General features: G+C 58.9%; 17 protein-coding genes and 1 pseudogene. 3 read left to right on the top strand and 15 right to left on the bottom strand.

The genetic code is table 11. The features are described 5' to 3' along the window. Positions 1–838: 838 nt before the first annotated feature. Together nifA and EN851_RS19915 are read left to right on the top strand one after the other, a co-directional pair. A pseudogene (gene nifA / locus EN851_RS19920) lies at positions 839–1,882 on the top strand (nif-specific transcriptional activator NifA); the annotation flags it as partial. A gap of 582 nt (positions 1,883–2,464) precedes the next feature. Then, entirely contained in the window at positions 2,465–3,031 is a 567-nt protein-coding gene (locus EN851_RS19915; RefSeq protein WP_024505228.1) for a sugar O-acetyltransferase, read from the top strand. Positions 3,032–3,338: 307 nt separating this feature from the next. Here EN851_RS19915 and EN851_RS19910 read toward each other — a convergent pair whose 3' ends face one another. From EN851_RS19910 to EN851_RS19845, 15 genes are all read right to left on the bottom strand, one after another. Beyond that, a complete protein-coding gene (locus EN851_RS19910; protein WP_024505229.1) occupies positions 3,339–4,232 on the bottom strand; it encodes an SIR2 family protein in 894 nt (297 codons plus the stop codon). A 34-nt stretch (positions 4,233–4,266) separates the two neighbouring features. After that, positions 4,267–4,479, bottom strand: a complete 213-nt coding sequence (nifT, locus tag EN851_RS19905) for a putative nitrogen fixation protein NifT (protein ID WP_024505230.1) — start codon at positions 4,477–4,479, stop codon at positions 4,267–4,269. Continuing rightward, complete coding sequence (locus tag EN851_RS19900; protein ID WP_024505231.1) at positions 4,476–4,796, bottom strand: nitrogen fixation protein NifZ; 321 nt, start codon at positions 4,794–4,796, stop codon at positions 4,476–4,478. Before EN851_RS19900 ends, nifT begins: the two co-directional genes overlap by 4 nt. An 85-nt stretch (positions 4,797–4,881) precedes the next feature. Further along, on the bottom strand, positions 4,882–5,076 hold the full coding sequence (locus tag EN851_RS19895) for a 4Fe-4S binding protein (RefSeq protein ID WP_024505232.1): 195 nt from the start codon (positions 5,074–5,076) through the stop codon (positions 4,882–4,884). A gap of 29 nt (positions 5,077–5,105) precedes the next feature. Further along, positions 5,106–6,587, bottom strand: a complete 1,482-nt coding sequence (nifB, locus tag EN851_RS19890; protein WP_024505233.1) for a nitrogenase cofactor biosynthesis protein NifB — start codon at positions 6,585–6,587, stop codon at positions 5,106–5,108. Between the two features lie 273 nt (positions 6,588–6,860). After that, complete coding sequence (locus tag EN851_RS36790; protein WP_245467364.1) at positions 6,861–6,932, bottom strand: helix-turn-helix domain-containing protein; 72 nt, start codon at positions 6,930–6,932, stop codon at positions 6,861–6,863. Positions 6,933–7,632: 700 nt separating this feature from the next. Beyond that, positions 7,633–8,214 carry an alpha/beta fold hydrolase gene (locus tag EN851_RS19880; RefSeq protein WP_287152319.1) on the bottom strand — a complete coding sequence of 194 codons (582 nt, stop codon included), beginning with the start codon at positions 8,212–8,214 and terminating at the stop codon, positions 7,633–7,635. 396 nt (positions 8,215–8,610) lie between these two features. Then, positions 8,611–8,910 (bottom strand): ferredoxin family protein, encoded by a 300-nt coding sequence (locus EN851_RS19875; protein ID WP_024505235.1) that lies wholly within the window; start codon positions 8,908–8,910, stop codon positions 8,611–8,613. A gap of 12 nt (positions 8,911–8,922) precedes the next feature. Continuing rightward, complete coding sequence (locus EN851_RS19870; RefSeq protein ID WP_126080604.1) at positions 8,923–10,227, bottom strand: FAD-binding protein; 1,305 nt, start codon at positions 10,225–10,227, stop codon at positions 8,923–8,925. 10 nt (positions 10,228–10,237) lie between these two features. After that, positions 10,238–11,347 carry an electron transfer flavoprotein subunit alpha/FixB family protein gene (locus EN851_RS19865; protein ID WP_126063815.1) on the bottom strand — a complete coding sequence of 370 codons (1,110 nt, stop codon included), beginning with the start codon at positions 11,345–11,347 and terminating at the stop codon, positions 10,238–10,240. 16 nt (positions 11,348–11,363) lie between these two features. Beyond that, positions 11,364–12,215: an electron transfer flavoprotein subunit beta/FixA family protein gene (locus EN851_RS19860; protein ID WP_126063816.1), complete on the bottom strand. Its 852-nt coding sequence runs from the start codon at positions 12,213–12,215 to the stop codon at positions 11,364–11,366. Positions 12,216–12,403: 188 nt separating this feature from the next. Then, a complete protein-coding gene (nifW, locus tag EN851_RS19855) occupies positions 12,404–12,781 on the bottom strand; it encodes a nitrogenase stabilizing/protective protein NifW (protein ID WP_024505239.1) in 378 nt (125 codons plus the stop codon). A 180-nt stretch (positions 12,782–12,961) separates the two neighbouring features. After that, complete coding sequence (gene nifS, locus EN851_RS19850) at positions 12,962–14,173, bottom strand: cysteine desulfurase NifS (RefSeq protein WP_126063817.1); 1,212 nt, start codon at positions 14,171–14,173, stop codon at positions 12,962–12,964. A gap of 158 nt (positions 14,174–14,331) precedes the next feature. After that, on the bottom strand, positions 14,332–14,502 hold the full coding sequence (locus EN851_RS36380) for a hypothetical protein (protein ID WP_165349961.1): 171 nt from the start codon (positions 14,500–14,502) through the stop codon (positions 14,332–14,334). A 17-nt stretch (positions 14,503–14,519) separates the two neighbouring features. Further along, complete coding sequence (locus EN851_RS19845) at positions 14,520–14,840, bottom strand: iron-sulfur cluster assembly accessory protein (RefSeq protein WP_029356570.1); 321 nt, start codon at positions 14,838–14,840, stop codon at positions 14,520–14,522. Between the two features lie 586 nt (positions 14,841–15,426). Here EN851_RS19845 and EN851_RS19840 point away from each other — a divergent pair. Further along, positions 15,427–16,563, top strand: a complete 1,137-nt coding sequence (locus tag EN851_RS19840; protein WP_126063818.1) for a ChuX/HutX family heme-like substrate-binding protein — start codon at positions 15,427–15,429, stop codon at positions 16,561–16,563. Positions 16,564–16,682 lie beyond the last annotated feature (119 nt).

Genomic DNA, 16,682 nt, shown 5'->3' with positions numbered 1-16,682 from the left:
CAAGGTGCGCGTCGCCATGAGCAACGCCTTCGCCATGGGCGGTACGAACGCAGTTCTGGCATTCAGGCAGGTGTAGAAGCCATGCAAGACGCCTCATTTGAGGTCACCTGTCGTATCTAGCTGCTTGAGGGGCGGGGCATTGTGATACAGGGAGAGCTGTGGGGTCCCTCCTTCTCGGCCTCGACGATGTGGAAGGAGCCTGTGCGGCGAAACGGGCTAGACGCCCCCAGGCCCAGAACTTGGGCGAAACCAACTCCCACCAAAGGACAGCCGGTTTAGTAGCCGAACAATGAAACCTCGCTCGACGAGCCGCCGTCTCTACTGTCTCCGGCCTCACGCGGTTGAAGCGAACAGCGCAGCAGCTACTGTTCCGCACAACTCGGATGGCAATTGGGACAAGTCCGCACATGTCGTCACGTACGCTGAACGCCGCAGGTACAGCCAAACTGGGGCGGGGCGTTTCTGCCGTTTTGATAGAATTCTATCAAACTGACAATTTTCCTTGCATAAATGCAAGGAGAGCTCGGTTGACTCCCCTCCTTTCTTGTCAAGGATGAGTTTGCAGGCTGCGGTGCGGCAGAAGCCGGACAGAACAGCGACCGGTCGAGTAAAGGCCTGCGCAAACCGCATATTGCGAGCGCCCGCGCGGAGGAAGACGCTCGTCCTGGTGAAAGGCAACGATGCTCAGGCGCCATTGCCATTTGCCGAGGGCGTCCGCGCGCCGAAAATTTCGAAGCAACAAAGGTGAGATCGAGAATGATGATGACGAAATACAACACAGCTCACCGTCCAGTGCAGTTCTACCGGCGGGTGGCGGAGTGGGATGGGCTGCCAAATGGAACGTAAAAAGATCAGCAAGGAGATGCTTGGCGATAGTCAGGCGCTGCGCAAGCTGCGTGAGCACCTTGTCAAGGTGGCCAAGGCGAAGACTACGGTCCTGTTGCGAGGTGAATCCGGAACCGGTAAGGAGCTGGTTGCCAAAGCCATTCACGAGCTCTCGCCTCGCGCCAAGCAGCCCTTCATCAAGGTCAATTGCGCGGCGCTCACCGAGACGCTTCTGGAATCTGACTTGTTCGGTCATGAGAAGGGTGCCTTCACCGACGCGAGCAGTTTGCGCAAGGGGCGCTTTGAGGCTGCCGACAAAGGCACATTGTTTCTGGACGAGATTGGCGAAATATCAGGTTCGTTCCAGGCTAAGCTGCTGCGTGTCCTGCAGGAGCAGGAGTTTGAGCGCGTCGGCAGCAACCACACCATTAAAGTTGATGTTCGCGTGATTGCCGCAACGAACAGGGACTTGGAAACGGCAGTTCAACGCAAGGAGTTCCGGCAAGACCTCTATTATCGCATCAACGTCGTCACTTTACGCGTGCCGGCATTGCGCGAAAGGCGAGGTGATATTCCGCTCTTGGCCGCTCAGTTTCTCAAGAATTTCAATACTGAGAATGATCACACGCTGACCTTCGCTCCCGAAGCGATTGAGGTGCTAATGAACTGCGAATTTCCAGGCAACATCCGAGAGCTCGAAAACTGCGTTCAACGGACGGCAGTTCTGGCGACGGGTCCATCAATCCTCAGAACTGACTTTGCCTGTTACGCGGATCAGTGCTTGGCCGCGGCGCTGTGGAAGAACGGACCGCCGACGTCAGAGAAGTCGACTACGATCCAGCCTTCCGCCGCCTGTGCCGCCCCGCCCGTCGGCGACGGGCAAGCGCCGATAGGCCCTGCCACGAGTCGTGGTAGGGTGCCCGATGCCGATACGGTCATTGCTGCCATGGAAAAGTGTGGCTGGGTGCAGGCAAAGGCGGCGCGCCTGCTCGGTTTGACCCCGCGCCAGATCGGCTACGTGCTGAGAAAACGCGGTATCGAGATCAAGCGTCTCTGAAACAACCCGCCGAGCAAGAGCTGGAGCAGGTCAAGCATTGGTGCTCTGGCGAGCCCATCGGCCAGGCTTACGAAGTGGGTGTGAACAGCGCTGCCAAGATTCCGGCCGTGTGCTTTCTACCACGTAGTCATACTGGGGCTCTGCGACTGACAAACTAAAAAGGAGTAATCCTATGGCTAGTAACTTCGCTCTACACCGCAAGGCAAATCAATTCGACGTGCCTGGATCCAGAAATAATCGATGTATTATTGGTGACACGCCAGCATGCGTAGAGGCGACGCGCAGATCTCCGCTGGCGGGACCTGGTCGATACATTAGCTGATGGCTTACCGCTCGATATCACGCAATCTGAGATGGGCATGAAAGTGAGTTCGACCGCTGGACAGTTGCCGACCTCGTCAGGTATTGGCCCCTGCGACCGGTTGATCTGCGATATCCAAATTCGCGGAAGTTGGTCGAGACGAAACTGTCGCCCCGGCTCGTGACCGACCGCGCGCCCGGCAAGACCGAGTTACAAAGTTGCCGAGGCAGTTTGATGTGCGTTCCTGCATCACTGTACGGGACACGACCTGACGGGAGACTATGATGCGTAGCCAAAAAGAAAAGATGCTCGCAGGCGAGTTTTACAATGCGGCGGATCCGGAGATCCAAGCTGACCTGTTGGCCACCGGGGCTTGGCTCAAGCGGTACAATGATACGCTGGGGCAGACCACGGGGCATTGGCATGAGCTTTTGTCCGAGCGGCTGGGAGAGGTTGGGCGCGGAACGGTCATCCGTCCGCCCTTTTTTTGCGACTACGGATTCAATATCCGCATTGGAGCCAATGCCTACATCAACTTCAACTGCGTTATTCTTGACGTGGTAGAGGTCAAAATCGGGCAAGGAACGGCAATTGGGCCTGCTGTGCAGATTTATACCGCCGATCATCCACATGATGCCGAGCAGCGGCAGGCCGGCCTGCAGGTCGGGCGTCCTGTTCACATTGGCAGCCGTGTCTGGATCGGCGGTGGAGCAATCATTCTGCCTGGCGTCACGATTGGTGATAATGCAGTGGTAGGCGCTGGCTGCGTGGTCACACGAGATGTTCCCGCCGGGGCAAAGGTAGTGGGAATTCCTGCTCGCGTGGCCGACCCACATAAACAGGCATAATCAACCTCGTTGACCCTGGAGGTGCATGCGAACTGTCGAAACTGTGCCGAATTTTTGTCGAAGCCATTGAGCGCTGCATATGTTGTCGCGACTCGGGCGCTTCAGTTCTTTTGCCACGGGGGTCACAAGATCATGTGCGTAATGCCGCCGCAACGTGCTCACGTCCCGCAGCAGCGGACCCTTTCACATCGCCCAACGAATTCAGAGCCTACGTTGTGCTGCCACTAGCATTACTACTCACGAATGTATTCCCAACTGAGTTTTCGCCCTTGGAGGCAAGCAGCGACTCACCAGCAATCGCCGGCCATTAATCCTGGCTAGCATCGACCCCGACGAGGCGAGCCGCGGCGTTGCGGATCGGCATGTCGATGACCGTGATTGCGCCTTCGGCAAGGAAACGACGTTCGTTTCTGGTCAGCGTAGCCGAATCGATCACCGCAAAATGTGGGCCAGTGGAGCGCTTCATCAGCTGTCTGGCATATGTGCGCAGCATCTGATCGTTGAAGCGGCAGCCCACGAAGAAAAAACCCCGGTTGACGCGCCGTTGCTTCACCGCGTCCGGGATCGGCGTCTGGATATCAATTTCGGTTAGGACTTCGACGTAATCGGAATCAGCCACGAGGAAGTTTGCCGCCGGCCTGACGCTGCCGTGCGGCGCATAGAGCACCGTCCTAGCCACTTGTTCGGCCTCGAGTTCTGTTCCTGACAAATCGTAAGTTCTCGTCCAGATGTTACCGATTCCGGTCGCGCGCGTCGTTCCTTGTATCTCGACAACGTCTGTTTGGCCGGCCTCTGCAAGGGCTGCTCGCATGGCGCCATCGTACCAGCTGTCGATGATGACAGACAGTTGAAGGGTTGCGAGCCAGGCGTGAAGAACGGTCGGCTCGGCGGGGGCTGCGAATATCTCCGCCATCCACGCTTGGAGAGTCCGACGATGTCGGCGCTGCTCGATAAACTGCGCGACCGACCACATATTGGTGCGAATCCTGGAAGGGGCAGGCGCCCGCTTGTTGAGGGCCGCGGCGACATCTTCAGGGGTGCAAGGTACAGGTGATTCCGGTGGGTTAAGCTGCAGAAGACCAGGACCGAGATAGGGGATCACTCGATCGGCCTTGAGAGCGCCGTTCAGCAGGTCAATCAGTTTTTTGGCAAAACTGCCCCGGACGACGACGAGATGGTCCCAGCTCAGCATCGTGTTCATACGCGTTTCCTCTCCGCCACTGAACCCACCGGCATCAGGCCCCGTCGGAAATCTTCATCGCCTCGACGGTGATCGGCAAACGCGTGTCGCGCGGAAGGTCGGGCAGCATGAGCCGCCAACCGTTCCTGAGCGTCACGGTCCCGCCCCATAAGTCAGCGTTCTCAATCTCGGTGATCGGCTCTTCGAGATCCTTCTTGGGGACATAAGCCGACAAGCCAGTAGCGGTCCTGCGAATCATTACTTTCATCCGGCTGTTCCCCCGTTGGAAATGCCTTCAGCTCCGCAGGGAACCTCGACTTTGTCGAGGCTAATGAGTTCGCGCGCTCGCATGCCGACGACCGTGCCACGATCGATCCATTCGACCGCATAGATGAAGAATTGCTGGAGAAAGGTTCCAATGTCGCGCACGTAGCCTTCGTCGCCCTTCCGCACGAGGTTTTCGCCGATCTCCTTGCCGGGATAGGTGCCGTCGTTTTTTATGTGGCGTATCGCACGGACCCGCTCACCCTGCATGAACCGTGGCGGTCTGCCGATTTCGACCTCCTGTTCGCGTCTGGACCACATGCTGTCCATTCCTTTCTCGAGGCTTTTGTTGTGGTCGCGGGTTGCAGGCGTCGTCGTGCGGCGAACCCGACCGTTTCGGTAGGAATCAAGCGGGAACGCAGGTTTTCGGTACCGGACAGACCGACACGCATTGCTGCGTATCGAAGGCCTCCTTGCATTCGGTGCACTTGTTTGGATCGATCACATAGGCGTCGCCCTTGAACTTGATCGCTTCCGAAGGACATTCGAACTCGCAGGCCCCGCATTGGGTACATTGGGATGCGATGATCTTTAAAGCCATTCTAACTCCTGGTTATCGGACGAGACGGCTCAGGCCGTCGCCGCTAGTGGTCTGATCCCAAACTCTGCCGCGTAAAGTGCGCTGACTGCGGTCTCGATGTAGTCATGGCCATAGGCGTCGGTTACGCGCAGTCCAGCTCGCGAGAGTTGTTCCTTCGGGCGATTTCCGATCTTGGCGCATAGCACTATGTGTATGCCTTCGAGCGCTGCGATGACGCCCTCGAGGATGGCGTCTTCGCCCCCGCCTCCGAGGCAATACCGCTCGACCTTCCGATGCCCGACCAAGCTGATCCCTCTAGGCGAGACTTCATAAACCTGGAATTCCTTCGCGTGGCCGAAGTGTTCGTTGACCCGTCCACCTCCCTTAGTGGCCACCGCAACCAGAAGCGACTTTTCGGAGTCTGTTGCCTTGACCATACCGATGGCCTCGCTCCTCGCCGCCTCATGATCACGGCGCTCGTGTGCGACCACCTGCCGATAGGCCTGACGCTTGCCAGCATCGTAGGCGACATCGTCGGGAATCCCGTCCAGCGTGAATTCCTGGCCACGATCTTCACCGAGCAGGCCGACAGCATCTGCCCGGCACTGCCGGCAGTGGCGCATCAACTTGGCGCCACCTTCAAGTCGATCCTGAAGAGCCATCATCTCCATTGCCGTTGGGCCGCGCTGCCCGATGAGTCCGTAGTGGGTACCGTGCGCCGGGTCCGAAATCAGAGGCATCACGTTGTGCAGAAACGCGCCCCGCTCCCTGACCATTTTGTTCACCTCAAACAGGTGCTGGTCGTTCACTCCAGGAATCATCACCGAGTTGATTTTGGTGAGGATGCCGCGCGCGCTCAGCATCTCCAGGCCCAGCATCTGCCGCGCGTGCAAGATTCGAGCGGCTTCGATGCCGAAGTAGCGGCGATTTTCATAAAAGATCCATGGATAGATCTTCGCGCCGACTTCCGGGTCGACCATGTTGATGGTGACCGTCACGTGATCAACATTCATTTCGGCAAGCTCGGCGACATGGTCCGGCAGCACGAGCCCATTAGTGGAGACGCACAGCTTTATGTCGGGGATTTCCCTGATGACGCGGTCGAGCGTTGCCTTCGTTTTCTCCCAATCGTAACAGGCATCCCCCGGCCCAGCGATGCCAAGAACCGAAAGCTGCGGAACTTTGTTGGCAACGGCGATGACCTTGCGTAGCGCTTGGTCGGGCGTCAACTTCTCAGACACAACACCAGGCCGGCTCTCGTTGGCGCAATCGTATTTGCGATTGCAATAGTTGCACTGGACATTGCAAGCCGGCGCGACCGCCACATGCATACGCGCGAAATAATGATGCGCTTCCTCCGAAAAGCAGGGGTGATCCTTGATCCTTTCCCAAATAGCCGGATCCCCTTCGCCCGGGCTGGTCGGCGACGAGCCGTAGGAGGACGATGCGCAGCCACCGGATTTCGCGGCTGCCAGAAAACCCTCGGATGTCGTGCTAGTCGGCCCCTCAATCGAAACTGTCGGTGAGGACATCAAACGGCTCCGTTGCTGGTAACGTCGCGGTTCAAGGTGCAAGAGCCATACCAACTGAAAAAAGCGGCTTCAGTTCACTATTCGGGTCGATATCGCATTGTGTCAGGCCGGCGCGACACAATTTTGTCCTGCTTGCGACAGTGCAAGTCCAAATCCGTTCAGAAGCACGAAGCACTCCTTGTCGCGCACAGGGCGCGCAAGACCACTGGCCTGACGATTGGCTCATCAGGCTCTTAGAATTTCCTTCACCTCGATACTATGCCGGCGTATCGCCTAGCCGACTTGTCGCAGCTTGAGGCCGAGAATTCGAGCCGCATTAGCCTGAACCCAGCCGGCCTTCTCCATTGTGTCGATCAGCCGTCACGCTCCGTCCGCCGCGGTCTCAGCCCCCGTCCGGCCGTATCGTTAGAATCGCAAGTGGCTATCTCGTGTTCAGGGGGCGCCGATGCGCCGAACCGGCATCGTGCTGGCCCGTGAGAGCTCGTCGATGACATTGCCACGTTCCGAAAGATTGGTTCCTTCCAGAGGAGAACGCCAAGCACGCAGTTCTCCGGCTCGGACGTTGCCGGGGAAATAGCATTGCGAGATCAGCTCAACTGCCGACGGCGCAAAGCCATGGTTCTCCATATTTCAAGGGTAAGCGCTGTGTCCTTCCAGGAGGACCCGCGATCTGTGGGCCTGCCGATTCTGAGGTGGATCGGAGATCGGCTTGTGTCTGAACTTGAACTTACGATTGACCCTGAGCGGCAGCCTCGGCGTTTTCGAGGGTGATCAACGGCGCTGTTGGTCGGCGGCATTGGTCGATGGACGACAAGGCACGGAGTCATTCCGAGACCCTGGAGCCGACGCGGTGATCTCGGAGGTTGCCCGGCGCTACGGGCTGCGGCCGCGGCGGAACGCTCGCAAGCTTGCGACGTCGGCAGGACAGGCCACTCCCGCCTAGTGGTTTCGGTGGCGCCACCGGAACGACCCGTTGGGCCTATCCGTGCACCAGAGCTCAAGGCCACGGCCTGAGAATCGGCCGCCGCTCACCCTACTTGGTTCCTCAGCCGACTGCGCTAAGAAGGAGAGCAACTTCCGTCGGCGCGAGGATCATTGCGTCGTGGCCAGTGGCGAGTTCCTGCCACGCCCAGCCATCCTGCTTCGCGACCCATTCTCGCGCTCCCGCCATCGGCGGGTGGAGTGGATTAGTGCAGACGACATAGGTTCGGGGTCTGCCGTTGCCGAGCGGGTGCTCGAGCTTAAGTCCGCTTTCGTAGGTGCCTGCCGGATGCGGTGTTATCCGGCGCCGCACCCAGTCCGTGAGCGAGTGTCCCTCGGGAATGCCGAATGCTGTTGGCGGCGGAGTCGGCATGAAGATACCCCGTCCTTCCTCCGCAACCAATTTTCGACGGGCCGCGACGATGTCGGGGGGCATGGTGCTGAATACACTTTGACCGCTCTCGACGATGGCGCTGTCGAGATAAACGAGATGGCTGATATGGTCGGGTATCCGGTCGGCGGCGCCGGTGATGCTGATGCCGCCTAGACTGTGACCGACAAGGATCACATCGCTCAGCTCTTCCGTCACAATGTGGTTGACGATGTCGGTCACGAATGTGTCGGGCGTGATGTCCTTGCACAGCAAACGTGCGCGTTCGCCGACACCTGGTCGGCGTGGTCACGTGGCATCCCATCTTGCGAAGATTGGCAGCCACGTCCCGCCAACACCATCCGCCATGCCAGGCACCATGCACTAGCACATACGTCTTTGCCATGGGTTGTGCCGTTCCACTTGCTCACCGGCCGTTGTGGCTGCCATCCGGCACGATGGCCGGGCGTTGTCCCAAAGGGGCTCGACCACGTGACCGGTGGTAAGTCCGGCGCACAGGGCAGCGCCGTGGCCTGAGGACACCGCTAACGAGTCAAGGAAATTTGAATTGCGAAAGGCCAATATTCACTAGCTCTTTGCAAGTGGATGGAGAGGCTCATGGTGTGCCGCAGTTGCTCGCTGCCGGCATGCTCTTGGCACGGTCCCGGCTGATCATCCGAACTTGAACAGGACACCAAAGCCGCCGCGCGGATAGTTCCACTCGATGTCGCCGCCTTTCTCGCACAATATCCGGCAGGTGCCGCATTCCATGCAGCCGTCGGCGGTGATCTCGACTTGACCCTTGTCATTCAACTCATAGCATTTCGCCGGACAGACGTAGGTCAACGCAAGCAAGTTCGCGCTTGGCTTGTCGTGCGGTCGCACTATAATATGGGGGCGGCCGGAATCGACCAGATAGCGGTTCTGGTAAAGTTTGTCCTCGACACGAACCTTCGTCACTGCGATCGTCATCTTGTACCCTCTTCAGCGCCATGCCAATGCCAGGCGGACCGCGTCGCTGACCAACCCCCAGCGCGAGCGCGCGTTGATGAAGGCGGCCGTGGTGTTCTTTTCCTTCTCGATCTTCGGCGTGCCGTCGACACGCATGAAGTTCTGAGCGGCATGCGACATCAGCCGCGGATAGCTGTCAAAAAAGTTGCTGGAATTGGTGTGGAGCAAGGCTGGCATGTCCTTGTATTTCTTAAGATCCTTGATCACAAAGGAGTCATCCAGCATCGTCTTGTAGAGCGCAAGGTTCGCTTTGGTCATAGGACCGTTGCGGCTTTTGACTTTGATGATCGCCTCAGCCGCGACACGACCCGAGGTCATGGCAAGGTTCGAACCCTCACGGTGAATGGCATTGTTCAGTTGCGCTGCGTCGCCGACGATGACCCAACCGTCGCCGAAGAGCTGCGGAATGGCCTTGTAACCACCTTCGGGGATAAGATGGGCGGCATATTCTTTCACCTCCGAGCCAGCGATCAGCGGCCGGATCGAAGGATGGTTTTTCATCGCATCCAGGAGGGCGGACGGGCTCTCCATCGTCGCGGCGAAATCCGAGACCAGGCAGCCGATGCCGAGTGATATCGACTCCTTGTTGGTGTAAAGGAAGCCGAGCCCGGCCATGCTGCGAGAGATCGTGCCCACGGCCTCGATTACGCAGCCTTCATCGCCCTTGACCCCGAACCGCTGGCCAATGACCTCTTCGGGCAAGAAATGCATTTCCTTGACGGCAAGCGCCACGGTCTCCGGCTTCGGCATCTCGCGCAGGCCTGCGCGAGTGCCAAGCAATCCCGACACCCCTTCTGCGAGAACGACCACATTCGCGAAGACCACTCCGCCAGCCCGGTCTGTGCGGACGCCGATCACCTTGCCATTGCCATCACGGACGAGTTCCGTCGCGGTCGTCTCACACAGGACCGTCGCGCCAGCCTCGCGCACCTTGCGGGAAAACCATTTGTCGAACTGGGCGCGAATGATCGTGTAGCGGTTGGGTTTCGCCTCATTGAAGTCGTCCGACCGGTAATGAATTCCGGTGTGAGACGTGTCGTCCAACACCCAAAGTCGCTGTTCGACCAGGTGCCGCTCGAGGGGCGCATCATCCCGGAAGTCCGGGATGATCTTCTCCAGCATGTTCGCGTACATTATGGCACCCTGGACGTTCTTAGAGCCCGGATATTCCCCGCGCTCCAACTGCAGTACCTTCAGCCCCTGGCTTGCCAAAGTGTAAGCAGCTGCGTTTCCAGACATGCCGGCTCCGACCACTATGGCATCGAATTGTTCAATCATGTCCTCTCCCTCAACTCGCAAGCTTGTCTCGACTGTGCGGCGACAGCCGCCGGGTGAAGGCTTCCGTCAGTGCGGGCAGGAAGCGGATTGCATCCGTGACGATCCCGAGGTGGGCGAACTCGAAAATCGGCGCGTTCGGATCGGTGTTGATCGCGACGATGAGATCGGCCCCCTCGACCCCAACTCGGTGCTGGATGGCGCCGGAAATTCCGGCCGCGATGTAAAGCTTCGGTCGAATGGTCTTGCCAGTTTGTCCAATCTGTCGATCAGCCGGCATCCAGCCCTTCTGGACCAAGGGGCGCGAACAGCCATGCTCGGCGCCGATCGCTCGGGCAAGATTCTTCACAAGCTGAAGGTTCTCCGCCGCTCCGAGACCGAGGCCTCCCGCAACCACGACATCCGCATAGGCAAGATTTGCCATTGCCGACTGGTTATCCGGTAGGAAGCCGAGGACTTTGGTGACGATATCGTCCTCAACGAGCGACAGCTTGTGCCGCATGACACGCCCGACCGGCTTATCCACCCGTTGCGGCATAGGCATGACCCTTGGTCGCACCGTCGCCATTTGCGGCCGGTAATTTAGTGTATAGATCGTACACAACAATGAGCCACCAAAAGTCGGACGGGTCGCGGCGAGTGAACCGTCGGAATCTACATCAAGTTCGGTGCAGTCGGCCGTGAGCCCCGTCTGCAGGGTCGTCGCTACCGAGCCTGCAAGATCCCTGCCCAGTGTGGTCGCGCCGAGAAGGAGGATTTCGGGTTTATGGGTATTGACCAGATCCGTGAGCGCCTTGGCGAACGGCTCGTTCCGGTAGTCGGCGAGCGGCGGCGCATCGACGATGTAGACAAGATCCGCCCCGTAAGCGAAGGCCTCGGCAACAGCGTCCTCGACCATCTCGCCCGGCGGTCCCAGCACGACGCCCGCGAGCTGGACTTCAAGCTTGTCGGCCAATTTGCGGCCTTCGCCCAGCAGTTCGAATGATACAGGATGCACATTGCCGCGTTCGAGCTCGAGGAAGACCCACACGTGCCGGTAGTCTTTGAAATGGTCGGGAAGTTCTTTCTTTACACCGGCACGGCCGGGGGCAATGCGAGGGGTGGTTTGGCTTGCGGTCGACATTTTCTGCTCCTGGCCGTCACGTGCCGCTGTTGAAGGCCAGCTCATGTTCCAGCGCCGGCCGGCGGGTTAAGATATCGGCGATGAGTTCATCGGCTATGTCCTGCAAGCCCCTTTCCGCGGTGTCGATCTGCGCCGCCCTTTCTGCCCGTGCGGTGGGGGCGAAAACACGCTTGACGACTGTAGGCGAGCCACGCAGACCGCACCGGGTGAGATCGTCAATGCCGGCGTCGGCTGCAGTCCACTTCACGACTTGCCTGCGCGCCGCGCACAGAGCCTGCTGGAGCGAGCCCCGGCGGATTTCGTTGGTGTCTTCCAGCATGGTAATGAGGCAAGGGAGTCTGCTCTTCAGCAACTGGGTGCCGCCTTCGGCGCGACGCGCGACTTCGATCTCTCGCGTATCGAGATCGATGGAGGCAATCTTCGCGACATAGGTAAGTTGCGATAAATCTAGGCGCTTGGCTATGCCCGGTCCGACCTGGGCGGTATCGCCGTCAATCGTCTGCTTGCCGGTGAAGACGATGTCCGGCCTGCCGAAAGTCTCCCCAATTTTTGCGATTGCTTGCGAAAGAGCAAAGGAAGTCGCCAGCGTATCGGATCCGGCAAAATAGCGGTCCGTCAAGAGAACTGCTCGGTCAGCACCGTAACCGAGCGCCTTTCGCAGCGAGTCCTCCGCCATGGGCGGACCCATTGTGAGCACAGTAACCTCGCCACCATGAACGTCGCGCAGTTTGAGCGCTTCTTCGAGGGCGAACAGGTCGTAAGGATTGATGATGGTCGGAACACCCTGACGCATGATCGTGTTCGTCACCGGGTGCACGCGGATCTGTGCCGAATCCGGCACCTGCTTGATGCAGATTACGATATGCATTGGCGGTTTCTCTAAGCTCCCAGTCCGGATTCGTGCTTGGCGGTTCGCCTCATTGCCTGCATCGTTCATGCCAAGTCGTCTTCCTGCCTCTATTCCAGAAGGTGGCTTCGTTTGCTTCCGAGGAGGCGTCATGAGGACTGGATTTGTCGACTTCTCGACATTGTCGCGTCGCAGCCGTGTCGGGCTCATTACTTTCCGAACCGCTTCAGTGCAGAGTCGAGCGGGACGAAGGCGCGGCCAGGTGCGGGACATATGTTTGGATCGTGGTCCCTTAGCACCTTGAACACACGTTGCGTGAGCGGCGAGGAAGTCGCGAAATCTTCGTAGGCGCGTTCCAGCTTGGCGCGCACCCGCGCGGCGATTACCTGGTTAGGCAGACCGGAGAAATCTTCTTCGGCAAGGTATTGGCCCACGCGCTTCATGATATGGAGCCGCGAGACATTCATCACTTTCGGGTCGTAGGAGACGCCAAGGCAGGCGAAGAAGTCCTCCGCGGCCGACAGGCCCTTCAGTCGCGCTAGGATATCGGTGCGATCGATCGGGCGGCTATCAGCGGAGCAGTTCATTGTATTCTCCCGGCGCGTAATTGTGGTGTCGATGCATTGGTGACATTGCTGACGGCGTGCCGACCTCTGGCACGGCGGCTGGGCAAGAGACTTGGCGATCTCAAGCTTTTCTGAAGTGGTGAAGGCGACCCCGAGTTTGACTGCTCTCCATTGCGCAGGGTCGTCACGTTGAGGAAGACCTCACGGCTCGTCGGCTATTGTGCCGCTCGGACCCGGGCCGGAATGAAGCTGTTCTGCACCTCGCCCGCACAGTCCAGCACTGGGAACGGCCCGTAGCTTCTCGGTGATCGCAGGCAGGACCTCAAGCACGCGGTCTACGTCATCTTCGCCGTTGTCACGCGACAAGGAGAAGCGGACTGCCCCACATGCCGCGTTCATAGCGATCAGAACATGGCTCGGTTCCAGTGAGCCAGAGGCACAGGCGGACCCGGCGGAACAGGCGATTCCCAGCCGGCTCAGGACAATTGGAATTGCATCGCCTTCGATACCTTCGAATCCAATGTTTGCAGTGTTTGGCAATCGCTCTTGCGGATCGCCGTTGATGGATGTGTTTGGGATGCGCTGGATGATCCCGTTCTCAAGGCGGTCGCGCAACCATTTTATTCGTTTTGTCTCGTCCATGAATTTCAAGGCGAGTTCGGCCGCCATGCCCAGTCCGACTATGCCGGGTGTGTTTTCAGTGCCTGCACGCCGGTCGCGCTCTTGGTGCCCACCCTTGATCATGGAGGAGAAGCGCACGCCACGTCTTACATAAAGCGCGCCTATCCCCTTTGGACCATGCAGCTTGTGGGCGGAGAGCGACAGCATGTCGATCGCGGTCGATTTCAGCTCAATCGGAAGCCTTCCGACCGCCTGCACTGCATCAGTGTGGAAAAGCGCGCCGACTTCCCTGGCTAGATCGGCAAGCTTAACCACGGGAAAGATCGTACCGGTCTCATTGTTCGCCCACATTATCGAGACGATTGCCACTTGTGGAGTGAGAGCGGTTCTGTAGGCGTCCAGGTCGAGCCGGCCGTGGTGATCGACTGGGATAATGTGCACCTTGACGCCGCGCGTCTTTTCAAGGTGCGCGCACAACTTCAGAACGGCCGGATGTTCAACCGCGGAAGTCACTATTTCCGTTCGGTCGGGCATCACCTCCAGCGCCGAAAGGATGGCTGTACTGTCGCTTTCAGTCCCGCCCGAGGTGAAGATGATCTCGTCCTCGAATCCCGCGCCGATGAGGGCTTGCAACTGTTGCCTCGCCTTTCTCACGGCTTCAGCAACCGATGCGCCATAGGCGTGCATGGACGAATGATTGCCAAATTGCTCCGTAAAGAAAGGCAACATCGCTCCAACGACTGCAGGATCAACCCGCGTCGTTGCGTTGTTGTCGAGATAGACAGGGTTCATGGGAGTGATCCTTCAACTGCTGAAATGATTCAAGGGTAGGCGGGCCATTGAACCTCTGGCGCATATCGTATCTGGTAAGGTGGGCGGCCGGGCGAGCGATGGCTTGGCTGACCGGTCGCTGTCGACATTGCCCTTTGGTGGCGGCATCTGCCGGGAATTCAGCTGTTTCGGGCAATTTTGTTTGCTTGCCCACGGCAACGATCGATGATCGCGATTTGGCGCATCACCGAACGCAATTGTTCCGGGCCGACAGTGCGTGTCGGCCGGTTCCAGAGCGCCGGCGGTGCCGGTTCGACGCAGTATTCCTTGGCGTCGCTATAGTCGAACATAGCCTGTTCCCTCGCAATCATTTGCAGGACTTGCCGCAGCCGCACGTCTCACGCGCATTGGGGTTATCGAAAACAAAGCCGGATGTTTCGAGCCCAGTGACGAAGTCCACGGTCATGCCGGCTGCATGGGGTTGGGAGCCTCTATCCATGAACACCTTGAGCCCATCTCGCTCGATGATCGCATCGCCCTCACGTGAGACGCTCTCCAGGCCCATTGAGTATTGGAAGCCGGCGCAGCCGCCGGCATGGACCATGATGCGAAATCCTTCCGCCGGCTCGCTGGCGCGGTAAAGAGCGGCCTTGATGGCGGCAACAGCGTTGTCGGTGAGCGTAATCATGGCTCGATTTCTCCTCGGTCCGACGTTTTCGCGGATCATCTCGCATGGACCGTGCCAAAGGGAAGACGTGTCAAAAACCGTAGGACATCCCGACGTCTCTTATGCTCGATTGCTGGGGAGACGTCCGACAACCGACACTTACTGTCGGATTTGTCGCGTCCGCGTCACAGGAAGGGCGCCTGAGTTCGCGATGCACTCACGCGTAAAGCAATGAACAGAGCCAAAGATGTTCAGAGCTTGCCGCGGAGCAACTGGCACGATTTTTGTGAAGCCTTCGTTGCGGCGGCAAAATTGCCGGCCGATTCACCTTTGGGTTGCCCTCGCAATCGAAGAACGAAGGAGAGCAATATGATCCATCAGACCCGCCTTGAGTGGGAAAGCAGCACCGCCGGTGGTACCCGAATGCTCGATCGGCCGATTGGCGCCGACCACCCAACAATCGCTCTCTACCGGCGATTGGCCGCTGACCGCCCGGAGACAGGATTCGACTGGCATGTGCCTGACGATCGATCGCGTCCGCCGTGCACACCCCTGAGGCCCGTTTTTCGATCGATCGTCAAAAGAAGAACGGGGCAGGGGTAAAAACATGGATCAGCGCAAGAAGCGGTCGCCCAACGAAATCCGGCGTGCGTGGGAAGTCTGTCCGAACATTCCCGCGCGTGATTTCGCAGCCCAATTGGCCATTTCGGAAGCGGAACTGGTCGCGGCCCATTGCGGTTTCGGCGCGGCACGCATCGACCCGCGCGTCAATCACGTTCTGACGGGCCTCGAATTCGTGGGCGAAGTGACGGCGCTGACCCGCAATCAAGGTGCCGTGCACGAAAAGATTGGCGTCTTCAACAGAGTGATAACCGGCAACAATCACGCCATGGTCCTTGGTGACGAATTCGACCTTCGCGTCTTCCCGCAAGCTTGGAGGTATGGTTTCGCTGTTGAAAGGCGCCATCGCGGCGGAATCCAGCGCAGTTTGCAATTCTTCGACGCCACCGGCGCAGCAGTGCATAAGGTGCATCTCAGGCCGGTCTCCAACCTTCATGCCTATCGAAAGCTGGTGGCCGAGCTCGTATCCGCCAACCAGGAGCCGACCATGTCGCTTAAGGCGAGAGTAGCCGACCTGGGCGCGAGGACTGCGGACTGGGCCGGCACGGTGGACGACCTACGCGAGCACTGGAGCCGGCTGACTGACGTCAACCTTCTAAAGACGCTCAAGCTCAGCCGCTGCCAGGCTTTGCGCATGGTCGGCCAGGATTACGCTTGGCTGCTCGACAATGCCGCAGTTGGCGCCGTGCTCCAGCGTGCGGCCGAAGACGAATTGCCGATCATGTGCTTCGTCGGCAACCGAGGTTCTATCCAGACCCATTCCGGCTTAATCAAGTCGGTCAAGCAGATCGGGCCGTGCATCCATGTGCTGGACGAAACGTTCCGGCTGCATCTCAGGACCCACCAAATCCGTGAGGTTTGGGCCGTGCGCAAGCCGACCAATGACAGTCACGTCACCTCGCTCGAAGCATATGGGTCCGACGGCAAGATCATCATCCAGTTGTTCGGTGCGCGCAAGGAAGGCGAACGCGAGCGCGACGACTGGCGGGTTCTGGCGGAAAACCTGCCTCGTTTCCCCGACAGCTACATGAGAAAAGACCGATCGTCGTCGGTGGGACGCCGGCGCCCATCTGCCTCCGCAGCCAGTAGCCGGGCATTGAAGCCGAGACCGGGGACACGATGACGCAATAAGCGCGCTGTATTATCGCAACGCGATGAGCAGGAAGCAATTTGGCGCTGCCCCATCGACCGCATGGTTACGACGAAGCCGCGGCCTTTGGGCCGAGCTCAGAGGTGGCAATA

It is taken from the genome of Mesorhizobium sp. M8A.F.Ca.ET.208.01.1.1 (assembly GCF_004791315.1).
In the GTDB taxonomy this organism is placed as follows: domain Bacteria; phylum Pseudomonadota; class Alphaproteobacteria; order Rhizobiales; family Rhizobiaceae; genus Mesorhizobium.
Note: the sequence above shows the minus strand (reverse complement) of the source record. Positions and strands in the feature narration are given on the sequence as shown.

What these genes read in the sequence shown, in the direction of transcription:
- EN851_RS19915 (WP_024505228.1), top strand. Translation starts at nt 2,465, where the DNA reads ATGATGCGTAGCCAAAAAGAAAAGATGCTCGCAGGCGAGTTTTACAAT.
- EN851_RS19910 (WP_024505229.1), bottom strand. Translation starts at nt 4,232, where the DNA reads ATGAACACGATGCTGAGCTGGGACCATCTCGTCGTCGTCCGGGGCAGT.
- nifT (WP_024505230.1), bottom strand. Translation starts at nt 4,479, where the DNA reads ATGAAAGTAATGATTCGCAGGACCGCTACTGGCTTGTCGGCTTATGTC.
- EN851_RS19900 (WP_024505231.1), bottom strand. Translation starts at nt 4,796, where the DNA reads ATGTGGTCCAGACGCGAACAGGAGGTCGAAATCGGCAGACCGCCACGG.
- EN851_RS19895 (WP_024505232.1), bottom strand. Translation starts at nt 5,076, where the DNA reads ATGGCTTTAAAGATCATCGCATCCCAATGTACCCAATGCGGGGCCTGC.
- nifB (WP_024505233.1), bottom strand. Translation starts at nt 6,587, where the DNA reads ATGTCCTCACCGACAGTTTCGATTGAGGGGCCGACTAGCACGACATCC.
- EN851_RS19875 (WP_024505235.1), bottom strand. Translation starts at nt 8,910, where the DNA reads ATGACGATCGCAGTGACGAAGGTTCGTGTCGAGGACAAACTTTACCAG.
- EN851_RS19870 (WP_126080604.1), bottom strand. Translation starts at nt 10,227, where the DNA reads ATGATTGAACAATTCGATGCCATAGTGGTCGGAGCCGGCATGTCTGGA.
- EN851_RS19865 (WP_126063815.1), bottom strand. Translation starts at nt 11,347, where the DNA reads ATGTCGACCGCAAGCCAAACCACCCCTCGCATTGCCCCCGGCCGTGCC.
- EN851_RS19860 (WP_126063816.1), bottom strand. Translation starts at nt 12,215, where the DNA reads ATGCATATCGTAATCTGCATCAAGCAGGTGCCGGATTCGGCACAGATC.
- nifW (WP_024505239.1), bottom strand. Translation starts at nt 12,781, where the DNA reads ATGAACTGCTCCGCTGATAGCCGCCCGATCGATCGCACCGATATCCTA.
- nifS (WP_126063817.1), bottom strand. Translation starts at nt 14,173, where the DNA reads ATGAACCCTGTCTATCTCGACAACAACGCAACGACGCGGGTTGATCCT.
- EN851_RS36380 (WP_165349961.1), bottom strand. Translation starts at nt 14,502, where the DNA reads ATGTTCGACTATAGCGACGCCAAGGAATACTGCGTCGAACCGGCACCG.
- EN851_RS19845 (WP_029356570.1), bottom strand. Translation starts at nt 14,840, where the DNA reads ATGATTACGCTCACCGACAACGCTGTTGCCGCCATCAAGGCCGCTCTT.
- EN851_RS19840 (WP_126063818.1), top strand. Translation starts at nt 15,427, where the DNA reads ATGGATCAGCGCAAGAAGCGGTCGCCCAACGAAATCCGGCGTGCGTGG.